Annotated in this window: 16 protein-coding genes; 7 read left to right on the top strand and 9 right to left on the bottom strand. The window is 58.8% G+C overall.

The annotated features are described in order from the left end of the window. Positions 1-79 precede the first annotated feature (79 nt). From ACGKZZ_RS04220 to ACGKZZ_RS04200, 5 genes are read right to left on the bottom strand one after another with little or no spacing between them, the layout of a single operon-like run. Positions 80-1,468, bottom strand: a complete 1,389-nt coding sequence (locus ACGKZZ_RS04220) for an O-antigen ligase family protein (protein ID WP_411222221.1) — start codon at positions 1,466-1,468, stop codon at positions 80-82. Further along, positions 1,465-2,679, bottom strand: coding sequence for a polysaccharide deacetylase family protein (locus ACGKZZ_RS04215; protein ID WP_411222220.1), 1,215 nt, complete (start codon positions 2,677-2,679; stop codon positions 1,465-1,467). The genes ACGKZZ_RS04220 and ACGKZZ_RS04215 overlap by 4 nt, the downstream gene beginning before the upstream one ends. Then, positions 2,676-4,322, bottom strand: a complete 1,647-nt coding sequence (locus ACGKZZ_RS04210; RefSeq protein ID WP_411222219.1) for a hypothetical protein — start codon at positions 4,320-4,322, stop codon at positions 2,676-2,678. Before ACGKZZ_RS04210 ends, ACGKZZ_RS04215 begins: the two co-directional genes overlap by 4 nt. Before the next feature lie 38 nt (positions 4,323-4,360). Then, complete coding sequence (locus tag ACGKZZ_RS04205; RefSeq protein WP_411222218.1) at positions 4,361-5,743, bottom strand: hypothetical protein; 1,383 nt, start codon at positions 5,741-5,743, stop codon at positions 4,361-4,363. 2 nt (positions 5,744-5,745) lie between these two features. After that, a complete protein-coding gene (locus tag ACGKZZ_RS04200; protein WP_411222217.1) occupies positions 5,746-6,921 on the bottom strand; it encodes a polysaccharide biosynthesis/export family protein in 1,176 nt (391 codons plus the stop codon). 322 nt (positions 6,922-7,243) lie between these two features. Between ACGKZZ_RS04200 and ACGKZZ_RS04195 the strand changes: the two genes are divergently transcribed. After that, complete coding sequence (locus ACGKZZ_RS04195; RefSeq protein ID WP_411222216.1) at positions 7,244-8,356, top strand: glycosyltransferase; 1,113 nt, start codon at positions 7,244-7,246, stop codon at positions 8,354-8,356. A gap of 171 nt (positions 8,357-8,527) precedes the next feature. Continuing rightward, the gene (locus ACGKZZ_RS04190; RefSeq protein WP_411222215.1) at positions 8,528-8,836 is read left to right on the top strand and encodes a hypothetical protein; all 309 of its coding nucleotides are present in this window, start codon (positions 8,528-8,530) and stop codon (positions 8,834-8,836) included. A gap of 53 nt (positions 8,837-8,889) precedes the next feature. Here the strand turns inward: ACGKZZ_RS04190 and ACGKZZ_RS04185 are convergent, their stop codons facing one another. Continuing rightward, on the bottom strand, positions 8,890-9,954 hold the full coding sequence (locus ACGKZZ_RS04185; RefSeq protein ID WP_411222214.1) for a hypothetical protein: 1,065 nt from the start codon (positions 9,952-9,954) through the stop codon (positions 8,890-8,892). Between the two features lie 182 nt (positions 9,955-10,136). On the opposite strand from ACGKZZ_RS04185, the gene ACGKZZ_RS04180 reads away from it, so the two are divergent. Then, positions 10,137-11,204, top strand: coding sequence for a hypothetical protein (locus ACGKZZ_RS04180; RefSeq protein WP_411222213.1), 1,068 nt, complete (start codon positions 10,137-10,139; stop codon positions 11,202-11,204). Positions 11,205-11,298: 94 nt separating this feature from the next. Here ACGKZZ_RS04180 and ACGKZZ_RS04175 read toward each other — a convergent pair whose 3' ends face one another. After that, a complete protein-coding gene (locus ACGKZZ_RS04175) occupies positions 11,299-12,789 on the bottom strand; it encodes a right-handed parallel beta-helix repeat-containing protein (protein ID WP_411222212.1) in 1,491 nt (496 codons plus the stop codon). Between the two features lie 571 nt (positions 12,790-13,360). After that, entirely contained in the window at positions 13,361-13,987 is a 627-nt protein-coding gene (locus ACGKZZ_RS04170; protein WP_411222211.1) for a TetR/AcrR family transcriptional regulator, read from the bottom strand. Between the two features lie 84 nt (positions 13,988-14,071). On the opposite strand from ACGKZZ_RS04170, the gene ACGKZZ_RS04165 reads away from it, so the two are divergent. From ACGKZZ_RS04165 to ACGKZZ_RS04150, 4 genes are all read left to right on the top strand, one after another. Next, positions 14,072-15,643 (top strand): trimethylamine methyltransferase family protein, encoded by a 1,572-nt coding sequence (locus ACGKZZ_RS04165; protein WP_411222210.1) that lies wholly within the window; start codon positions 14,072-14,074, stop codon positions 15,641-15,643. Between the two features lie 9 nt (positions 15,644-15,652). Further along, positions 15,653-17,698, top strand: a complete 2,046-nt coding sequence (locus tag ACGKZZ_RS04160) for an FAD-dependent oxidoreductase (RefSeq protein WP_411222209.1) — start codon at positions 15,653-15,655, stop codon at positions 17,696-17,698. A gap of 10 nt (positions 17,699-17,708) precedes the next feature. Then, the gene (locus tag ACGKZZ_RS04155) at positions 17,709-19,691 is read left to right on the top strand and encodes an FAD-dependent oxidoreductase (RefSeq protein ID WP_411222208.1); all 1,983 of its coding nucleotides are present in this window, start codon (positions 17,709-17,711) and stop codon (positions 19,689-19,691) included. Between the two features lie 138 nt (positions 19,692-19,829). After that, on the top strand, positions 19,830-21,296 hold the full coding sequence (locus ACGKZZ_RS04150; RefSeq protein ID WP_411222207.1) for an MFS transporter: 1,467 nt from the start codon (positions 19,830-19,832) through the stop codon (positions 21,294-21,296). Positions 21,297-21,332: 36 nt separating this feature from the next. On the opposite strand, the gene ACGKZZ_RS04145 is transcribed toward ACGKZZ_RS04150, so the two are convergent. Next, a complete protein-coding gene (locus ACGKZZ_RS04145) occupies positions 21,333-22,946 on the bottom strand; it encodes a GMC family oxidoreductase (RefSeq protein ID WP_411222206.1) in 1,614 nt (537 codons plus the stop codon). Positions 22,947-23,257 lie beyond the last annotated feature (311 nt).

Below are 23,257 nucleotides of genomic sequence, written 5' to 3'. Positions count from 1 at the left end.
AGTGCTTCATACTCCACGACATTTCGATAAGCGAAAGTTTCGGTCAATTTTGGAAACTCACTGACGACCACGAGAATTTTCATCTGTCCGACCGCTCCTTCTCATTCACGATGTAAAGCGCGGCTGATATTCCGGGAAGAAGCCACGTGTACTTCGTATATTCGTTCGGCAGGAACAGACTGGCCAGCAGGTAGGCGGCAAACGCGTAAGTCAGTGCCACGGCATAGACGCGCATTGCGTCGCAGGACGGCGATCTTGCCACGGCGCGCAGTTGTTTGATCGACATGACCAGCATCCCGAAGAATGCGAAGGCGCCAACTATTCCGTATTGAACCACAACCGAAAGATACATGTTGTGAAGTTCGCGCCCCAGTAACGTGCGACCCGGGAGGTAGCGATATTCGACGTTGGTGAAGTGATGCACGAAATTGCTTGGTCCGACACCGAAGATCGGGTGGTGTAGAAACAGGTCGATGCCAATCAGGTTGTATGTGAACCGTCTGCCGAGCGTCGGGTCGCCCGCTCCTCCCACGATGGACGCCAACCGCTCCCAATACTCGGCCGGGATAAAGGGAAGCATGGACAGCCCTGCCAAGAAAACCGCGAACCCTCCCAGTGGAAGGTATCGCCAATGCCGGTGACGCCAAACCAATGCCAGCGCGATCACGAAATATGCCAACGCCGCCGATCGTGCAAAAGAGAAGACCACCGCAATCGTGCCGATGCCGGCGATCGTCAACAATCGCAGGCGCCAGACCGGGCTTTCGAACGCATGAACAAGAGCAAAGACCACCCCGACAAGCAGCATCGAGGCCGCAGTGGTCGGGTTGTAATCGGAACCGCCGGATGATCGCGCGACCCCTTCCGCGGTCCGCGCGGTGGTCGCAGCATCGGACTGAGCGACCAGTTGGACACCCAGGGTGACGTCCACGAGAAGGATCAATGCCGACACCAGCGAGGACCCGACGAGTATCCAGATGAGTATTTCTACCTTGCGACGGGAATTGGCCAGAACGACAACCAGGATCAGCAACAGTACAAGACTGACCGAGCTTTGGATGGCGGACACCGCAAGCGCCTTATCTTCGGCCCCTGCCAGGGAGACCAATGTCAGCATGAGAAAGACGATACCCATCACGACGACGGGGTTGCGCAACATCCGGCGAATCTGGTCGCGGTAATGAAGTGAATTGGCAAGGATCGCGAACACGGACGCCGCGGCCGTCAGTTTAAAAAACGAAATGGGCAGGAAGCCGAAAAGCAGCTTTTCGACTGCGTCCAACTGCGAAAAGGTTGCCAGTGCCGCGACCCCGAGGAAGGGTTGAATGAGAAGGACGGCACCACCGGCCAGCGCAAACCCTGCACCCAACGCCAAGGCTGGCAACCCCGCCAACCCCGCTATCAGAACGGCAAGCGCCCCGAAAAGAGCAAGTGCCAGCGTCGGGATAAGGATCATCAGCGCACTCAAGAGACTGCTCCGTATCCCGGACGTCCAAATCGACGCCGCCTGATCCGAGCGGCCAAGACTACCAAAAGGTGCCAGCCAAGCCGACCCGATGCTGAATTGACACGCGCGCGAAGTGCAAGGCTTTCCAGCCAGATCGGCCCGCCCCCGAACGCCCTGTCGTGCACATGAACGCGGCTTAAAACAGTTGGATCTTCATGCGGACGGTTTTCACCTCGTCCGCCGGTCACGGCAGCAAAACCTGCCGCCTTGGCGGCGCCAACGCTGATCGGACACGACCGGTCATAAGGCCAGGCAAAGACGTTCACCTTTCGACCCAGTATCTCTTCAAGCCCCTGCCGCGCTAGGGCCAAAACGGAACTGACCCGGCTTTCGTAAGTCGCATCAGTTTCCGAAACTCCGTCCCGCCACCAACGGCCTGCGAGAGCGGAATCGGTTTCAGGCACCGTGTCGCCCAAACGCAGAGGATGAGGCGGCGTTGTCGCTTCGAACCAGTGTGCCTTGTTTTCGCTGTCATAGGCCCATGCCAACGGCGCGTGACGGCGCCAATTGGAGTCATTCAACTCCGCGACAGGTTTCTCCGAAACTGGCACGCGGGCATGATCCACGCCATGTGCTTCGATATCGAAGAGCGGATCGGCGTCCATCAGACGCAATTCCTCCGCCGTCATATATCCTGTCCAGGCATCCGGGCCTTGATTGCTGGGCGAAGCTCGGATTGCCGATCCCGGCTCAATGAAATCCAGCGAGGCAAAAATCGTCGCCGGCATCGCGAATTCGCGCAAAATGGGTGCGGCGAATATCAAGTTGTCCAGATACCCGTCGTCGAAATGCAATATAACGGTGCGATTTCCCAAGCTGATGTCGGCCAGTCGTGACGCAACGAAATCCATCGTCGAAATGACGGTCCAACCATCGCGCTTGAGGGTTTCAAGATGACTGCGGAACGTTTCAGGGCGAACACTCGTATTGTTTGCCCAAGGCAGCCACGACGCGTCAGGGGACACGCTGTGATACACGAGGATGGGTACACCCCCCGGTCGAGACAAGTAAAGCCACGCCGCGACAAGGCTCGCCAAACCAAGCAGCAGTCCGGCCCAGATTGACAAGAAGACACCCAGAAGCGCTGCGAGGACCATCCCGATCAGTACGATGCCACCGGCACCGATAAAGGCGCGCCTGCGGGTCTGTCGTCGATCCTCGTGCGCCTTCATAAAACGACTGCGAAAAAGGCTTCAGCACCCGGCGCCAACTGAGCGTTGCTCATCCTCGCGACTTCGGACGCATCCGCTTCGCCATTCCCTACACCAATCAAAAGAGTGCTGTCGTGATATGGAGCCCAGTCTCCCAACCGGGCGATTTCCATCAGTGGCACAACCTCGATCTGGTTCGTTACCCCATCGTCGTCTGGTGCCAGCATCAACACGGCAGCCTCTACAACAGCATGCAGACGGTTCACGTGTTTATTCGATCCGAACGCCGTGACGTAAATGCGATTGTCCGGCCAGCGTTGATGCCCTTCGGTCAGGAAGCGGCGGCTCATGACTTCTGCAAAATTCTTCAGGTTCCGGCTCGGTCGTCTGCCCTTCCGCACATACGAACGGGCCCGCGCCGCCATTCCGCGCGATACCGTCGGAAGGGCGCGGGCGCCGACGGCCTGGCGCAGATCCTCGGAAGTGCGGATACGCGTGTTCAACACGTCCAGTATCGCAATGGGGGCCAGCATCAGGATTGCGCCGAGGATGATTCCGATCACGGTGTTGACGAACACCTTGGGGAACGCCGGATACGTGGGAACCTTCGCCTCGCTGATGATGCCGACCTGGTTCATTCGCGCCTCACGCGCGAGTTCGGTCGACAGCCTTCTGCTACGCAATTCCTCCAGATCGTTCTCGGTTTCCCTGATCTCCACTTCGACGTTTTCCAGGGCGGCCTCGGTTGCATCGAGAGATTGCAAAGCTGCATCATTCCGCTCAAGCGCGACCGTACGTTCGGCCAAAAGCCGTTCTGCTTCTGACAGGCGCGCACGGATATCGGCGATGAGCTCTTCTTCAGTGGTGTCGGTCTGTTCCAGCTCAGCCTGGAGCTGCATCACCGCGCGCTCGGCACGCGCCAATTCCTGATTGGCCGAAATCCGCGCGGCGGACAGAAGAGCTCTGCCATCATCGACACTCTCGGACGCCAGTTCACGCTGCAGTTTGCGTCGTTCTTCGAATTGCAGCGCCAGCTGCGCCTCTTTCTGCGCCTGCAATGCTGCCAAAGTTGCATCCACTGCGGCTGCGTCGTCTGCAAAGGTCAGGCTTGAGGTCTCGATAAACGCGCGCGCCAGAGCGTTTGCGGCACGCGCGGCCAGTTCTGCGTTGTTGTAGGTGATTTCAACCAACAGAATGTAAGAGCCCTCGACCATTTCAACATCGGTCGCACCCATCAGATCGTTGACCATTCGTTCGCGCTCGCCCGGCGGCGAGAAGTAGCCGTAATTCAATAGATTCCAGTTTTTCCAAGCCGCCGCCTTGAAGCGGTCAAAGGCATCGGGAACTTGCGTGGGAATAACTCCACCGCTCTCTTCCAGCAGAATGTCCAGCGCATGTTCAGCGACCTGGCGGCTTAACAAGCGTTCAATATGTGTCTGTGTGATGATGACAGCAGGACTGAATTGGGTGACCCCCATAAATGCTCTGTTGAAAACCAACGCTTCGTCCGACGGCTGCATGTTCAAAACAACGCTGCTTTTGAACAATGGCATGGACTTCTGCAGCAACAAACTGCCGCCAAGCGCCAGTGCACCCGTTGTTAAGACCCCTATTAGAATGACCATCCAGAACTGGCGAACGAGGTCGAGATAGTGCTTCAGCATGGGGCGGTATGCCTTTTTAAATGCAGAGTTATGATGATCTAGCGAGAGATGATCGAAAATAGATTACGTCCGGCCACGACGACAGCATTGGATGCGCACCGATCGGGAGAGGAATTTAACAGCCCCTTTGTGGCGTTTTCGAGACAGTAAGCTTCTCCACCAACTTTTGATGCATGCGCGCGGGCCTGTTCCGCGCCGTCGTTCCAACCGATTTGAATGGATTCTCCATTGCTGCGCCGGATATCGAACAGGTGTGGCCCGGCCCTTTTGACGGTTGCGCCGGTGTCGATGAGCCGAGACAGCAGACGGTAAGCGAAAACGCCGGGTTTCGGTCGGGCATTGCTGGTATAAAGCGGGGTTTTCCGGTTTCCGTAGGTGCTGCCCGGCCCTTCCCCCAAGCGGAACCACAGACAAAAGCCCGCGCCGGTGGCGAGGACGCCCAAATTGCGGTCGATCACGGCGAGGAAGTGCGCTTCGGGCGAATATGTACCACCATAGTCGAGCGTCGGCCCTCCACATTCACTTGAAATAACGGGCTTCCCGGTCAATGAGCGGATCAGTGAAATACGCGCAGCATCGCGTGTTTCCGGCCCGTACAAGTGCACATCGGCAACGTCGTACGGGCTTTGGCGAAGAACGGGAAGAACCCGCCTATCGAAGATCTCGGCAATTTGCGGGCCGCGCATCTCTTCGAGGGACAGCACCGTTTCGGATGTTGCGCTCCATTTTTGGCGAACCGGAAAGTTCTGCCCGCTGCGGGCCACCAGCATTACATCAAGGTTGAAGGCCGCGATACCACCGAGAACGAAAATGGCGTTCGGATCCGTGGCCTTGACCACGTCGTGGGTCCGCCGAATATATTCGATCAACTGATCAGCAGAACCGATCCAGCCGCCAGACTTGTTCCGGTCGCTGATCCATTCGTTGGCGGCCTGCCAATATCGAACCGGACGATTGAGTCCGGGCATGTCGTTCTTACCATCGCCGTCGTAGCGATCGACGACCGTTCGCACAAAACGCTCCCAGGTCGCAGGGTCGCGCGGGCGGGCGTTCTTGACGTTTCGGGTTTCAGCGACCGTTGCCCAATCTGCATTGGATTCAAATGTCAAAAAGGGTCTGATCCCAAGCCTGTCAAGCGCGGCGACGCGGCTGTCGAGTCCGTTGAAACTGAAACGTCCGGGCTTGGGTTCGACCAGTGACCATTGGACCGAGAGCCTCGTTATGCCGATCCCGGCTTGGGCGATCAGCGGATAGTACTTTGTCTCTCCGCCCGGAAATGCCAAGCCAAGCCTCGGGTTCGGCGAAGCCGCTATTCGCGACAGGTCGATCGTTTCCGCCGTCACTGGCGACGCTGGCTGTAAGGACAGCCACGCCGCCGCGATTATCGCTGCCAGCCGACCGAATTTCATGTGCTTGCCCACATCTATTCGCCCCCGATGGCAGCCATTTCGTCGAGCGAAACCTCCACCATGTCGCCCGGTAACAGGGGTGTATCCGGTGTGGCTTCGATCCGCGCGACGCTGTCATTGTCGCGTCTGCGGATGAGATAATGCGTGGTGACGTCAGCGCCCAGACCAGCGGCTTGGGGATCGCCAAAGATTGAAACAAACCGTCGCGCGCGGTCGATGTCCGTTCGGATTTCCGCGATTTCGGCGTCGATCTCGGACAACGCCTGAACCACCTCGCCTGCACGTTGACGCTCGGCCAAGGTTTGACCGGCTTGCGCGTCAGATGCCTTTTCGCGTGCAGCGGCCTCAAGGGCGACGGCTTCAAGCTCATCGGCGCGGAACCGATCAACCGATAAACTCAGATCGAATGAGCGTTGGGATCGTGCAAGACCGCGTTCTGCCAATCCCTTCTGAACCTCGAGTTCTTCGGTCGTCGCGTCAACTTGACGACGAATGAGATTGCGCCGTTCGCTATACGCCGCCGCCTCTTCCTCGGCCAGTATTCGGCTTGCATCGCCAGTGGACAGTCGCTGCGACAACTGTTCGTCGCGCACCGCACGCAGAGCGGCCTGGCCTTCGAGCATCTCCACAGCTGCATCTCCAAGTGTATCCTGTGCTTCGGCCGGCATGGCGATTGCCGCGTCGCCGTCACGCTCGGCGACCAAGCGCGCGCGTTCCAGAAGCCGCCCGGCGAGACGCGCCCGCAATGACGCATATCGCGCCGCTTCGGCTTCTACCCGCATCTGTGTGGCTACATCATCGTCGCCCGAAACCGCGTTCGACCCACCGGCCAAGGCAACCGCTGCGGCAACATCCAACCCGGCGAAAAAATCATACGCTCCGGGCGCGACCACTTGCCCGCCCACAATCACTGGCCGATAGCGCGTCACTTCGAGGGTAATGGAGGTCGAGCCTGCGAAAATTTCGGAGAAATTCTCCTCAAGCTCTTTTTCCAGGTCCGCGGGCGTTTTGCCCTCGGCCTGAATTTCGCCCAGGATGTGAAGCGAAATGGCACCATCCAGCCTCACGCGATACACGCGCGAGAGCTCCGGACGCGACATCACCGAAATCTCGATCTGATCGCCGGGACCGAGCGCGTATTGCTCTGCCGACGTCGCCGGGCCAACGAATGACGCGACAGACAAAAACACGAGACCGATTATTGTCGACAGTCGGCGCACTGAGAAACTCTTTATAATTTGATACTCTTAATCGTATCCACAGCACTTCCGCAAAGTCAACTGATGCAGGCGTTACCTGTCCCTTCCGATGTCGGGCACAGGACTCGAAAAACGCTCGACTTTTCCTGCATGGATCAGAGGCATATCGCGTGGCAAGCTTGGAGACATGGCCACACTCTTGCGCAGATCTTCGGGCTGCGCCTCTTTAGGAGCGACCTTGGGCTGTGGTAAATTCGCAAAACGGCAGCATAAAAAGCTATCGAGACAGACACATCGGCCTTACCCTGAAAGCATGACAGAGAACGTTGCTTTCTTCCTTCCCCATTTTGGCCACGGTGGCGCCGAGGGAGTGGTCCTCAAACTCTTGCAGGGGATCGACAGGACATCCTATGCTCCGGTCCTCATTCTTCAACGGGGCCGTGGCGAGTTTCTGGAGAGGATACCTGATAACGTTAAAGTGGTGATCCTGAAACATCCGAGGTTGCCCGGCTGCGTCATCGAACTCGCGCGTCTTTTCAGACGCGAAGACATCGCGTTGGTGGTCACGCTCACGAATGCCGCCAGTCTGTATTCCGTGCTCGCCGCCCGGCTCGCCCGTTCTTCGGTCGCCACTTTGGTGACCGAGCACACGCCATTGTCGGGGTTTCTTGCCGAGGCCAAAGCGCCCGTGCTGCGAAAGGCCGCTGTCAAACGGATCTATCCGCATGCGACGCTGACGGGCGGGCCCATCGAAGATATCGGGGACGAATTCAAAGAGCTGCTGGATGACGCCGCGCCGCCGTATGTTGTTCTTCCCAATCCGGTCGTTGACGAAGTCGGCGCGTTTCGCTCCCCACCAGCAGTCGCACACCATATTGTCAGCGTTGGTCGCCTTGCGCCTGAAAAGCGTTTTGACCTCCTGATTGATGCGTTTGATATTCTTGTCCGCGACACTCCCGACCTTCGATTGACGATCTTCGGAGAAGGTTCAGAGCGCCCTGCACTCGAGGCGCAGATCGCAAGGCTCGAACTCACCGGGTCAGTTGCGCTGCCGGGCTTCACATCGGATCTGAACACTGTTCACCGATCTGCCGACCTGTTTGTGTGCACATCGCGACGTGAGGGTCTTGGCAATGCGATCATCGAAGCAATGGCCCGCGGCGTGCCTGTGGTCAGCGTCGATTGTCCGTTCGGGCCCAAGCGACTGCTGCGCGACGGCGCGAGCGGCCATTTGGTCCGGCAGGACACCCCTGAGGCAATCGCCGAGGCAATGCGCCTCGTCCTTGCTGATCGCGCCTTGCGATGCAGATATGCAACAGCCGGACAAGAGATCGCCCAGAATTACGAGACGAAAAACGCCGTCGCGGCCTATCAAGCAGCATTTCGCCGTGCGATCGATATCCGTGCCGGAACGGCGGAGCCTTAGCTGCTGTGCGTCAATTTCAAAATTTCCCGTTTAAAGACAGAGGCCTGACCTCGAAAGTAAAGCAGGGAAGCACATTGGCCAGATACACCGGCATTAACCAAGGCTGGAATTTCAATCTGAGGTTGCATTTTCGCACTTGTTCCAGAAGCTTCATGCGATTAGTGTCGCCAGATGGATAGACTTATAATCACATTGGCGACCGGGTACGGCATCGGTGCCATTCTTGGCGTTGTTAGCGCGATCAATGGAACCTTATTCAGTGGGTTTCTGGTGTTCTGGATTGGCGGAGCATGTGCCACGCTTGTGTCTGCCGGGCTGTTGAAGCTGTTGGTCTGGAACGAGCGTTCCACAACCTATCGCAAAGGTCTTGAAGTTCAGCGAATTCGCGTTGGCGGCTTTCGCTCTAATGACGAAACAGGATATGCCTCGACGTCAGTTGCCTCGACAGAGGCGAGCGGGCACTGGTCAGAGCGGAATTAGGTTTAAGACGAGGCACTCGTTCGCGGCAATCTGAGAAATATCACGGCCTTCAGTCAGTAGTCTTCGTCATGGTCCCCGCGCAAGAAGTGCAGATCGTTGATCCGACGCGGCACGATTTCTCCGTCGCGCGGACCGAAACCGTTGGCGACCACACGCCTTTGGCGGCGCGCAAACCAAAAGCCGGATCGACGGCCCGCATGGTTGAGTGCGTGTTTTCCAATGAATGCAAATTCCCCGAACTCGGCACCGGCTTTGGCCAGACGGCGGCTCGCAACGGACAATAGCAATGCATAATCGCGGGACACCGGCGTCAAACATAGGATGTCGGAAATCTCACCGATCTTTCGTCCGTCCCGTTCAGCAACTCGACTGACGACCATTCCGACAATCTCTTCATCGCGCCGCAAGACGTCAACAACGTAGTCGCTGAACGGAGCCTGGTGATATCGCCAATTCATACGGTCGGCACTTCGCACACACAGGAACGCATAATTTTGCCGTGCCCGCCTCCAGAAATCGTCGAAATCGGCCTCAAACCGATCCATCCGTTCTATCCGTTCGCCCCGGCCAAGACGCGGCGCCGTGAGGTCCATGAGACCGAGGCCGGCACTGGAAACAGCGTTCAGCACAGGTTCAAAGGTAGACAGCCTTGGCCGACGTCGCGACAGGGTAGTGCCAGCGCGGTACGGGCGGAATCGCACAGTGCGAAGATTGGACATCGACGCTTCGAACCGGCGATGGACGCCAAAGCTCTTGTCATTCGGGATGCCCATGCTCACGCCGGTATCCGACAGGTCGTACATCGCTTTCATCATTTTTAGTCCACGCCCGCGATGATCCGGATGGACATGGTTCCCAATCGGCAGGAAGGCGGGGCGCTCAACACCATCGAGCCAGACGGTCTCTGCCAGGACAATGGCACCACCCACGATCTTGTCTTTATATTCCAGGGTCAGAAAGAACGACCCGCTCGGGTGACCTTTCGGATGTCGCGATAACAGCCAAGGCAGCGCTTGGGCTTTTTGAGCTACGGACTTCTCATCAAAGCTAAGCCGCATGAGATCCAAGTATGTTTCAGCGCTTTCCATACCGCGCCGTCGAACTCTGTATTTGCTCATTTATCCACCTGATGACGTTTGCGCAGGTAACATCCAAAACATAAAGTTATCAATGGCCTAGCATTGAAGTTATCTGACAAGCGTGTCCATGCGACGACAGGGTGATTGAAAAAACCATCTATCTCCGCTTGAATGAAACAATGTTGCGCGTTCAAAAGTTTCATCTTGGTTAGGATTATGCGGTGCCTAAATACAAAGTCGAAAAAGTCGGTGCGGAAGTCGGGAAGCAATATGTTGACTTGGTCGCACTCAACTTCTCGGAACGATCAGCAGAGTTGAAGCGCATCGCGTGGGACTGGTGCTTTGCACCGCTGCGGCCCGGTGAAGAACGCACCACATTCACCGCCGTTCTGCTTGCTGATGATGAAATCGTCGGCGCGGGGTTGCTTCTCGGAGTGGATATGTGGATCGCCGGTAGAACCGAGCCGGGGTGGGTCATTCTAGGAACCAGTGTCCATCCGGACCACCGCGGTCGCGGCCTGATGTTGGTCAAGAGCTACTACAACAACCTCTTTGATCGCGGTGTTGCCATTGGCATGGGCAATGAAACCTCCGATATCCTGCACGTCCGTTTCGGTGCGGACAGATCACCGCGGCGGATCACACGGTTCAAGCTCTATCGGAGCAAAACACCATTGACCCGCCGAGCGGAATGGCTCGGGGGACTGTCAGGTGTTGCAGATGCCGTTCTTCGCGCGGGGCAGACCGTCGAACGCGTGCGTGGTCCTCGCCTTCGTTCCGATGAACAGATCGTTCCGCTGGAAGCGTTCGATGAGGATTACGAGGACTTTTGGCTCCGCGCACGGGCCAATTATCCGATGCTATTGAGCCGCGATGCCGATTACATGAAGTGGCGCTATCTCGATGCTCCCTTCGAAAACTACGGAATCGACGTTTTGCGCGATGGTTCGGGCATACAAGGCGTTGTCGTGACTCGGGTTGGGATTGTGAACGACCGGCGGGTTGGGCAAATCGTTGATTTGCTGCCTGTTCGTCCGGATGCGCGGGGATTTGGGCTTTTGCTTGCTGCCGCAGATCGTCGATTGTCAAAGACGGACGCGGAATATGCTACTATCAGCTATGTGCCGAGGGACGAACTTGACCTTGCCGCGCGACGCGCCGGGTTCCACTCACCGCGCCCCGGGCTGGTGGTCTCCGCCAAGGGATTCGATCCTGCGTGCGCCGAGGACGTCACGAGACTGATGGGCGACGTCTACTTCATGCGAGGGGATCAAGACGAGGATTACTGAGGTTTTCCGCGGTTCATACCGGACCCATCCCAGACAGGTCTCAGAATGAAGGTGCCCGTTCCCGCGAGGTAACTGCGGAAACGGGCGTTTTTCTTTAGATGAACATGAAGTGATGTGCACCGAAATCGGAAATCTCGGTATTTGCGATGATGAGCACGTCACCGGTATCTGACGTCAGAATGGTATCGCCCGCGCGTTCGGTTGCGGCGGAGGCGAGAGCTGAAACCGACGTGAGATCGTTGAAGCCATACAGCACGATACGATCAGCACCGAGGTTGAAATCTTCAACAGTGTCAGTGCCACCGTTCTTTTCGAACACAAAGACATCGGCCCCGGCCAATCCGAACATGCTGTTATCCTGAGCATCTCCACGGATCGTGTTGTCGCCTCTGTCGCCAACGACGTCGACACCTGTATTTCCGCCACCTGCGGGCGGTTCGGAGCCGCCGCTGTCGACATCGAAGTTGAATACGAAGTCTTTCGCGGACAGGTCCGACATTTCAGTATTGGCGATGACAAGCCGCTCGCCCGTGCCCATCAGGATCACGGTATGTCCACCCTGCTCGCTGGCTCGGGGCACAAGATCGTTCGCCGAAGTCACGCCGTTGAAACCATGCACAGCGATCGAGTCCACGCCCGGATCGAAGTCCAGAATAGTGTCCGAGCCGCCGTTGCGCTCGAAAACGAACACATCCGCGCCGGAGCGACCGGTCATGTTGTTGTTGCCCGCGTCCCCACGGATGACATTGTCGCTCCCGTCTCCTTCGATAGGGTTGCCATTGGAACCGCCGATCGGCGGCTGTGGCGTGACAGGCGGAGGACTTGTGACCGGCGGCGAACCCGCGGCGCTGTCGATATAGATCGGGCAATTGTCATAGCCACGACCAATTTCCGTGCCACGCTCCAGATTGTTGTCGCGGACGGTGATGTCGTCAACCAGATTGCTCTTGTTCGGCACCGAGAGCAGATCGACGTCACTGCGGCCACGGCTGTAACCACTGTCGGTTACGGTGTTGCGCTCGATCAACAAGGATCCGTTGCGCCCCATGTGGTCTGCGAAATAGGCGATGCCGCTATCGGTGGAGTTGTCGACTTCGTTGTCGCACACCACACCCCAGCTGCGAACCGAGATGCCGTTGCCGTCATAAGAGTTCGTGACGCGGTTTCCTTCGATGTGGAAATCTGTGCTCTGAACGTAAATCCCGTGCAGCAGGCCGCCCTTGGAACCGTTCAAGCCGGTCCCGTCGATCGTGTTGTCGATGATCTGGAGACCCGGATGATCCACGCCCTCGCTATAGCGCTGACCGGCATTGATCCCGTCTTCGCCGATTTGCGTGATTGTACTGTCCTTGATCACGACGTTCGACGTGGAGCCCATTGTGCTGAGCTTGATACCGTCGCCGCTGACATTCCTGATGGTCACATTTTCAAAGGTGACGTTCTTGACGTCCCTGAGCATCGCGCCATCGCCATTTACGTCTTCGATGATCACATTTCGAACGATTGTATTGTCCCACTGACTTCCGACCAGCCGTAGTGTGCTGCTCAGAACCTGGTTTTCGATCACGTTGTCATATTGAGGCATAAGCCAACCTTCTTCATTGTTTAACACTGGTGTGAACAGACATCTCCCGCTTGCTCAGAAGCATTGGATTCCGTTCGGCTGATGTGAAAAATTTAACTGGTCAAGCACTACAGACTGAGCTAACCCCGGTCGCGACTGCCTATGACCTGATAGCGGCGGGTTGTATAGCCCACCCCCCGGGGGGAACCGGGGTCAGAATCGGCGATCTCTTGCCGAAATCGAAGATACCCGGCTCTTTGGCAGCGAAATCCGAAACGCATTGTCTGTTCCTAAATTCTTACGCCCCAAGATCTTACATGATCGTTAACTGCGAATTTTTTGTGTCAGACTCTTGTTTTTTTTCGACCGCTTCGGGTGATGCGTGAATCCGCCGATTCGGCAAGTTTGCGCGCATGACGTAGCGTCCTCAGCAAAGCCTTGCGCAAACGGTCACGCGTCCATGCCGGACACGCGCCGCAGTTGCACCGTTCGAACGTGCAAAACCGCAGTCAAAATTTGCCCACATTCGCGATGGGATGGATCGAGCAGGCGGCGGGAGAAGAACCGGGGATCATCCGCGCGGCTTGAGACCTCAGGCATCGACAGCCTTGTGGCGTGCCCTGAAACGTTGAATATCCGCGCGGGTTGGTTTGTGGCCGGTGAACACCTCGACATAGTCGGGCATACGGGCAAAGCGCTGGTCAGGGGGTTCGCTCACCCCTAGCGAGATATAACCGATCTGAGTGTAGATCATGGTCAGTGCACGAACTTCAGCTTCGTTCGGGTCATAGCCGAACCGCACGAACATCTCTTGCATCGCTGTCTTTCGACGCTGATCGGCTTGGTTCAGACGCCGCTGCAATGCCGCATCGTTGCGCGCCCAGTTGCGGATTGCGAGATCAAGCCGGGAGTCGAACAGGTTATCGTCAAGCCAACAATCGAAAAGGTTGAACACCGCTTCACATATGTTTTCGGCAAAGGCCTCGCATTGCATGACAAGATTGCCAGTGTTCTTGTCTTCCCAGTGCCGGATCATCGCATCGAGCAGAGCGTCACGATCCTCGAAATGCCAGTAAAAACCGCTTCGGGTCAGTCCCAACCTCTTGGCGAGAGGCATGATCTTGACTGCCTCCACGCCGCTTTCGGTGAGCACGTCATAGGCTGCTTTGAGCCATGCGTCCTCGGTCGTACGGGGAGCGGCAATGTCGATCTGGTTCATGTCGGCTGTGTATGAAATTCTTGACAGGTGTGTCAATTGCGATGACGGTCATGTCGAGTGAGGCGACATTGGAGGCTTGGGAACATGTCTGAGACCGTTGCAACAGCGCGGACCTCGCGCAGGCGCGGCCGCCCGGTCGAAGCTGCGCGCAGCGCCGCACCCGGCCAGAACCCGCATCTTGAAGTCCCCTTCATCTCGCGCGCAATTCCTCCCTACGATCTTGTGAGCGAGGAGAGCCTGATAAAGATCGAGGCAACCGCAGACCGGATCATGGCTGAAATCGGAATCGAGTTCCGCGAAGACCCTGAAACCGTGGCACTGTTTCGCGCGGCGGGCGGCACCGTCACAGACCTGACCCAGGACAGCTGGAACATCCGGTTCGAGCCGGGGATGATCCGGGACATCCTGCGCAGCGCGCCTGCGCGTTTTACCCAGCACGCCCGAAATCCTGCGCGGTCAGTCGAAATCGGCGGCGATGCGGTGGTTTTTGCGCCTGCATACGGGTCGCCCTTTGTCATGGATCTGGACAAGGGCCGCCGCTACGGCACAATCGAGGACTTTCGCAATTTCATCAAACTGGGTCAGTCGAGTCCATGGTTGCACCACTCCGGCGGAACGATCTGCGAACCCACGGACATCGCCGTCAACAAGCGGCATCTCGACATGGTTCTGTCCCATATCCGATATTCCGATCGCGCATTTCTAGGGTCGATCACCGCACCGGAGCGGGCTGAGGACAGTATCGAGTTGTGTCGAATCCTGTTCGGTTCAGACTTCGTTGATCGGAATTGTGTCATCATGGGCAATTTCAACACCACCTCTCCCCTTGTTCTGGACGGGATCACCACGCAAGGCATCCGCGCCTACGCAGGCGCCGGGCAAGGCTCCATTCACTTGCCGTTCCTGTTGGGCGGGGCAGTGTCGCCGCTGACGATGGCGGGCGCGGTGGCGCAATGTCTGGCGGAAACGATGGTGTCCTGCGCGCTGACGCAATTGGTCCGTCCCGGTGTGCCTGCGGTGCTGGGATCGTTCTTGTCGTCAATGTCTCTGCGCTCCGGCTCGCCGACCTTTGGCACCGCCGAACCCGCGCTGGGGTCTCTGGCCATGGGACAACTGGCGCGGCGTTTGAACATGCCGTTGCGCTGTGCCGGCAATTTTTCCACCTCCAAACTGCCCGACGCGCAGGCGATGCAGCAAGGCATGATGTCGATGATGTCGGCCGTGCAAAGCGGGGCCAACTATGTGCTGCACTCAGCCGGGTTTCTCGATGGGCTGTTGTCGATGTCTTATGAAAAATTCATGCTCGACACCGATCTGTGCGGCGCGCTGCACAGCTACATGCGGGGCGTCACGGTCGATGACGAAACGCTGGGTCTCGAGGCGCTGGCCGAGAACGGGCCGGGGCAACATCTGTTCGGCACCGCGCACACGCTGCGCCACTACAAGACCGCCTATTACGACAGCGCGTTGGACGACAATCAACCGTGGGAAACCTGGGACGAACAGGGCGGCATCGACGCGGCATCGCGCGCCAACGCCCGCTGGAAAGCGACACTGGCCGCCTATGAGCCGCCTCCGCTTGACCCAGGCATAGACGGCGCGTTGCAGGAATTCGTGGACAGGAAGAAAGCGTCGATGCCCGACGCATGGTATTGAGGGAACCGTATGACGAAAGACCCGTTGCTTCAGCCGTTCCAGTTGAAACATCTGACGCTGAAAAACCGGATCATGACCACCGCACATGAACCGGCCTATCCAGAAGACGGGATGCCAAAGGAACGCTACGCGGCCTATCATGCAGAGCGCGCCAAGGCAGGTGTCGCCTTGGCAATGACCGCCGGGTCCGCCGCGGTGAGCCGTGACAGCCCGCCGGTCTTCAACAACGTGCTCGCCTATAAGGACGAGGTGGTGCCGTGGATCAGGAACCTGACCGATGCGTGCCATGAGCATGGGTGCGCCGTGATGATCCAGCTGACGCATCTGGGCCGCCGCACCGGCTGGAACAAGGGTGACTGGTTGCCGTCTGTGTCATCGACGCGCCACCGCGAACCGGCGCATCGCGCCTTTCCCAAGCTGATCGAGGATTGGGACATAGACCGCATTCTATCGGACTTCGCCGATGCCGCAGAACGGATGCAGGCAGGTGGCATGGATGGAATTGAAATCCAGGCCTATGGCCATTTGCTTGACCAGTTCTGGTCGCCGTTGACCAACGATTGCGTTGGCCCCTACGGCGCCGACACGCTGGAGAACCGGCTGCGCTTTCCGATGGATGTGCTGGACGCGATCCGCAAGCGTGTCGGCGAGGAATTCATTGTCGGCTTCCGCTATACGGCCGACGAGGCGCAAAAAGGCGGGCTGACGGCCGACGAAGGCATCGAGATTTCGCGCCGCTTTGCCGCCTCCGGCAAGGTCGATTTCCTCAACGTGATCAGGGGCCGTATCCACACCGATCCGGCGCTGACCGACGTGATCCCGGTGCAAGGCATGAAGAGCGCGCCGCATCTCGATTTCGCCGGCGAAGTGCGCAAGGCCACCGGAATGCCGACATTCCATGCCGCACGCATTCCCGATGTGGCGACCGCACGACACGCGGTCAGCGCGGGGCTGCTCGACATGGTCGGCATGACACGGGCGCACATGGCCGATCCGCATATCGTGCAAAAGATCGTCGAGGGGCGCGAGGATGATATCCGCCCCTGCGTCGGTGCCACCTACTGCCTTGACCGGATTTATCAGGCCGGCGATGCGCTGTGTATCCACAACCCGGCCACGGGTCGCGAATTGTCGATGCCGCACAGGATTGCGCCCGCTGCAAAGCGCCGCAAGGTCGTCGTGGTGGGTGCCGGGCCGGGCGGGCTTGAGGCGGCGCGCGTCGCTGCGGAGCGTGGCCATGACGTGACCGTGTTCGAGGCCGCCGCCGACCCCGGCGGACAGGTCCGGCTGACCGCGCAAAGCCCGCGCCGCCGTGAAATGCTGGGAATCATCGACTGGCGCATGGCGCAATGCGCGGCGCGTGACGTGGAGTTCCGCTTCAACACGTTTGCCGAGGCTGACGATGTCACCGCACTGAATCCCGACACCGTCATTATCGCGACCGGCGGTCTGCCGCACACGCAGCTTTTCGAATCCGCGACCGAACAGAATGATGCCGTCACAAGCTGGGACATCATCTCCGGCGATGTGGCGCCGTCGGACTCGATCCTTATCTATGATGAAAGCGGCGACCATCCGGCGCTGCAGGCCGCAGAAATCGCGGCCGCCAAAGGGTCGAAAGTGGAAGTGATGACGCCGGACCGCGTGTTCGCGCCGGATATCATGGCGATGAACCTGGTGCCCTACATGCGCGCGCTTCAGGACAAGGACGTGACGTTCACCGTCACCCGCCGGCTGCTCGACATCAGGCGCGACGGCAACAAGCTGACAGCGGTGATCGGCACCGATTACAGCGATCACATCTACGACGCGCAGTACGATCAGATCGTCGTGAACTACGGCACCATCCCGCTGGATGATCTCTATTTTGACCTCAAACCGATGTCGTCGAATCTGGGCGAAGTCGATTACGACGCGTTGATTGACGGGCAGGTTCAAGACGTGAGCCGCAATCCCGACGGCAAGTTTCAGCTTTTCCGCATCGGCGACGCGGTCAGCGCGCGTAACACGCACGCCGCGATCTACGACGCGCTTCGGCTGGTCAAGGACATCTGAGGCCAGTCGCATGACCCCGTTCAGCCATGTCTTCAAACCTGTCCGGCTTCGTCACAAGACACTGAAGAACCGTATCGTCTTTGGCGCACACACAACCAATATGGCGCATGACGGTCTGCCGGGCGACCAGCACATCGCCTATTACGTCGAACGTGCGATGGGTGGTGCCGCGATGATCGTCGTCGAACCGATGCCGGTGCATCCCGCCGCGCGTCTGACGCGGGGCAACTTTCGCTCCGGGTCAGACACGGTGATCCCGCATTTCCGCCGACTTACCCAAGCATGTCAGGCGCATGGTGCCGTGATGATCCAGCAACTGTATCATATCGGCGCGCATGGCGACGGCGACAATTCATGGCACGCCCATTGGTCACCGTCGGGTGGGCCAAGCTATCACGACAGCGACGGCAGCCATGAGATGACCGAGGCCGAGATAGAGGAAACCATAGAAGCGTTCGTTCAGGCAGCGATCCGCTGTCAGAAGTCCGGGTTTGACGGGGTCGAAATATGGGCCGCCTATCACGGGTTGCTCGATCAATTCTGGACCCCGTTCTCGAACCAGCGCACCGACCGCTGGGGCGGAAGCGTCAAGAATCGCACCCGCGCATCGCGCGAGGTGCTGCGCCGCATCCGCGTCGCCTGTGGCGACGACTTCATCATCGGCCTTGCCGTCAATGACGAACCCGACGTCGACGCCGCCCTGAGCCGCGACGAGACCACTCAAATCGTCGCCATGCACGATGCCGAGCGATTGATGGATTATGTCACTTGCGGCACCGGTGGTTACTTCGATTTCTATAAGCTGATGCCAACCTTCCTTTACCCCGAGAACCTTGGTGTCGATCTTGCCGCGCAGCTTAAAACGAAGGTCAAGCACGCGCTGGTCACAGCCGAAAGCCATATCCGAACGCCGGAAAACGCCAACACGATCCTGGGCGCGGGCGAGGCCGATCTGGTGTCGATCGTCCGAGGCCAGATTGCCGATCCGCACCTTGTCACCAAAGCGGCGGAGGATCGCGCCAGCGATATTCGGGGCTGTATCTCGTGCAACCAGCAATGCTGGGGCCGGCGCAGCCGCGATTATTATATCTCGTGCCTCGTCAATCCGTCAGCCGGACATGAATATCTTTGGGGCGGCGACAGGTTTGAACCTGCCAAATCTGCGCGCTCGGTTCTCGTGGTCGGCGGCGGACCTGCCGGGCTGGAGGCTGCACGGGTTGCGGCAGAGCGAGGACATGACGTCACGCTTGCCGAGGCCGGGCCAGAGATTGGCGGCCAATTCCGTCTGGCCGGTCTGCAACCGCGCCGTGGCCAGATCACCGACCTGATTGCCTGGTACGCGCGGCAACTGGCGAATTCTGGCGTCAATCTGCGCTTCAACACGTATCTCGACGCCCGGGAGATCGCCGCAATCGGTGCTGACCATGTGATCCTTGCCACCGGCTCGTTACCCGCCGGGACTGGATTTCAAAGGGCGCTTCCTCACATCCCGATGCTGCCCGGTGTCGATCAGGGCAATGTCTGGTCAAGCGAAGACGTGATGATGCGCGGCGCGCGCATCGGCCAGCGGATCGTGGTGCTCGACGAGGGCGGTAATTGGCGCGGCTGCGGCACCGCGTTGAAACTGGCCGAAGACGGCCACGACGTCACGATCGTCACCCCTGATGCGCTGGTCGGAAAGGAACTGCAACGCTCGGCCACCGACTGGCCATTGAGACGCGCCCTGACCCGTCTGGGTGTTCGTTTCATCACGGAGTCGGTCCTGAGCGAATGGACCGCGTCCGGCGCTGTCGTTCAGTCTCTCCTGAGCGGAGCGGCATATGACCTTGGTGCTGATACGCTTGTTCTGGCGACGACGAATATCGCCGATCCGTCCCTGCGCACTGAATTGACGTCGATGGGCATCAGTCCGAAATCCATCGGCGACGCTAATGCGCCCCGCAACGCGGCAATGGCGATCTTTGAGGGCCGGACGGCAGGGCGTGCTCTCTAGGTTCCAGAATAAGTCAGGCTTCTAGACGGCGCTGGAGCTCTTCGCTCAATCGCTCGTGCTGTATCGCGGGGTTCAGTTTGCCTTCCGAGTGCCACAACGCTATACCTCCCGCTTTGTTCGAAGAAGAAGGCCTTGATCATGGTGTCGTCAGACGCGGACGCGCAACTTTCCGAAGACACTGAGTCCGCCCTGACGCCAGACCCGGTCAGGTGGCGCATTCTGGTTGTTCTGCTGGTCACGATCTTCATGACGCTCGTCAGCGTGAGCATCGTCAACGTTGCGCTGCCGTCGATCCGGATCGGACTCGGTGCGACACAATCTGACCTGCAATGGGTGCTGTCGGGCTATGCGCTGACATTCGGCGTGGTTTTGGTGGCCGCGGGCCGGGCCGGTGACATCATGGGGCGTGGCGCGCTTTTTCTCGCCGGCGTGGGGATCTTTACGCTATCGTCCGTCGCCGCTGGTCTGGCCCCGAACGCCGAATGGCTCAATGCAGCGCGCTTCGTGCAGGGGATCGGTTCGGGTCTCCTCAACCCGCAGGGCCTTGGCATGATCCAACACTATTTCCGCGGCGACGCACGCGGCCGGGCCTTTGGGTATTTCGGCACGACAGTCGGACTTTCGGTCGCCATCGGGCCGGTGCTGGGCGGGCTCCTGATCGAATTGGGTGGGCCTGAACTGGGCTGGCGGCTGACATTCCTGGTGAATGTTCCGATCGGCGTGCTGGCCATCGTTCTCGGCCTTCTATGGTTTCCACGTCCCCTGTTCGTCATGTTGCCGCGCAAGGGCAGCGGGCTGCGCTCGCTTGACCCTGTGGGCGCGCTGCTTTTGGGGCTGGCCGTTCTGGCCATCCTGTTTCCGTTCGTTGAAGGGAGCGGCGGCGCGATTGTCTGGGCGCTGCTTCCGGCAGGCCTCGTGCTGGTCTGGCTGTGGGTTCTGTGGGAACGCCGATATGTCCGTCTGGGCCTCAGTCCCATGGTCGATCTCAAGATCTTTGCGACGCGCAGTTACTCCAACGGCATCACCATCATGGCGCTTTATTTCATGGGCATCACCAGCGTGTGGGTCCTGGTCGCGCTTTATGTGCAGGAGGGGGATGGAAAAACGGCCCTTCAATCGGCGCTCTTTGGGATTCCGGCTGCGCTGCTTTCGGCCTATGCCGCCCATTGGGCCGGGAAGCGGGTCACCCAACTCGGGCGCGTATTGGTCATCGGCGGCCTTCTCGTCGCCCTCTTCGGCCTTGGACTGAGCATTGTCGTCGTCATCATGTTCGAAGCCGGTCATATAAGTATCTGGTGGCTGATGGGCTCGCTGTCATTCGTCGGAATCGCACAAGGAACCGTCATAAGTCCGAACCAGACGTTGACGCTCGCAGAGGTGCCGCTGAATTATGCCGGAAGTTCGGGAGCGATCATGCAAACCGGGCAGCGCATTGGAACCGCGGTCGGCATTGCCTTGATCACAGCCGCCGTGTTCTCGACATTGGCAGTGTCGTCTTGGGGGATGGCGATGATCGTTGGCTTCGGCTTGATCGCCTGTGTGGTCTTGCTGGCGCTCGCCGTGGCGATCAAGGATTTGCGCGATAGAAAAAACCGCGCCGCGTGATACATCACCACGCGCCACACCAATTCCCGCCGATCGCTATCCGGCCTTGATGAGATCAGCCGCCTTTTCGGCAATCATCACAACCGGAGACGCGGTGTTTCCCGACACGATTTTCGGCATGATCGAGGCGTCGACAACCCGCAGGCCAATAAGCCCATGCACCCGCAACGCGGAATCCACGACCGCCGCGTCGTCAGTGCCCATCTTGCAGGTTCCGACCGGGTGAAAGATCGTCGTGGCGATATCACCGACAGCGCGCACGATATCTGCATCCTCGGAACACGCAGGTCCAGGCAGGATTTCCTCCGGGTGGTAGGGCTGCAACGCGCGTGCCGACATGATCCGGCGCGCCTGCTTGACGGAATCGGTGGCAACCCGTCGGTCCTTCTCGGTTGACAGATAATTCAGCCGGATCTCGGGCTGAACGGTGTGATCCGGCGTGGAGATATGGCTGGAGCCGATGCTTTCGGGCCGCAAGTTGCAGACCGACACCGTAATCGCCGGAAAGGGATGCAGCGGGTCGCCCAGCTTGTCCGTGGACAACGGCTGGACATGATATTCCAGATCGGGTGTTTCCATCGAGGAATCGGACTTGGTGAACATCCCGAACTGGCTGGGCGCCATCGACATCGGACCGGAGCGCATCAGACCATATTGCGCCGCGATCTTCGCTTTGCCCAACAGACTGTTTGCCATCGTGTTGAGGGTCTTGGTGTTCTGCACCTTGAAGACGGTTCGGATCTGCAAGTGATCCTGTAGGTTCTCGCCGACACCCTTGCTTTCGTGGCGCACCTCGATCCCGTTGCGGTCAAGCACATCCGGCCGCCCGATGCCTGAAAGTTCAAGGATCTTGGGCGAATTGATACTGCCTGCGGCGAGGAGAACTTCGGCTCTCGCCGTTGCGTGAAACATCTGGCCGTTGCGACGGAATTGAACGCCGCGCACCTGTCGCCCCTCAAGAAGCAGATGTTCCGTATGTGCGCCGGTCAGCACCCGAAGGTTGGCGCGTTTCATGGCCGGGCGCAGGAAACCCTTGGACGTATTCCAGCGCATGCCGTTCTTCTGGTTGACCTCGAAAAAGCCGGAGCCTTCATTGTTGCCATCGTTGAAATCTGCGCGTGGCAGGATGCCGAATTCCTTCGCGCCCTCCTGCACGGCTTTCAGGATGTCCCATTTCAACCGCTGCCTGGAGACTTTCCACGCCCCGCCCGAGCGGTGCATGTCGCTGTCACCGCCGTGATGGTCTTCGGATTTCAGGAAATAGGGCAACACGTCGTCCCAAGCCCAGCCGGTATTGCCCATCTGCCGCCAATGATCGTAATCCGCCGCCTGTCCGCGCATGTAGATCATGCCGTTCACGGACGAGCAGCCGCCCAACACCTTGCCACGCGGATAGACCAGACTGCGGCCGTTCAACCCCGGTTCGGGCGCGGTCTTCATCATCCAGTCAGTGCGCGGGTTGCCAATGCAATAAAGATACCCCACCGGGATGTTGACCCAGTGGTACTTGTCCGAGCCACCCGCTTCCAGCAGCAGAACCCTGGTCTTCGGATCTTCGCTCAGACGATTGGCCAGCACACAACCCGCCGTGCCCGCGCCGACGATCACGTAATCATACTCGCCGTCCAACTGCACCTGCTGCTCAGACATTCAAAATCTCCGTTCGATATGACGTGTGTTGCCATCGTTTATGCGCATGATTGGCGGATCGTGTCGCCCGGAAACTCATCATCGCCTCCGTCAGTGCCGGATACGTCCGGGAACTGTCAGCATATCGACGCGGTTTCGCCGGTTCGTTTCTTACGTGCTTGAGCAGGGCGAGCAGCGGCCAAGAACAACGATGTCATGAAGATTTGGCTGGGGTGGTAGGAAACCCTGTGATCCAATGCATTTCTTGGACATATCCGGACAAGTCGGGAAACCGGGGCCTTCTGTGGGGCAAAAACGGACCGGAAGGGTGC

This window comes from Marivita sp. S2033 (genome assembly GCF_046592965.1).
Classification (GTDB): domain Bacteria; phylum Pseudomonadota; class Alphaproteobacteria; order Rhodobacterales; family Rhodobacteraceae; genus Marivita.
This window is presented reverse-complemented; position numbering and strand designations above follow the sequence as displayed.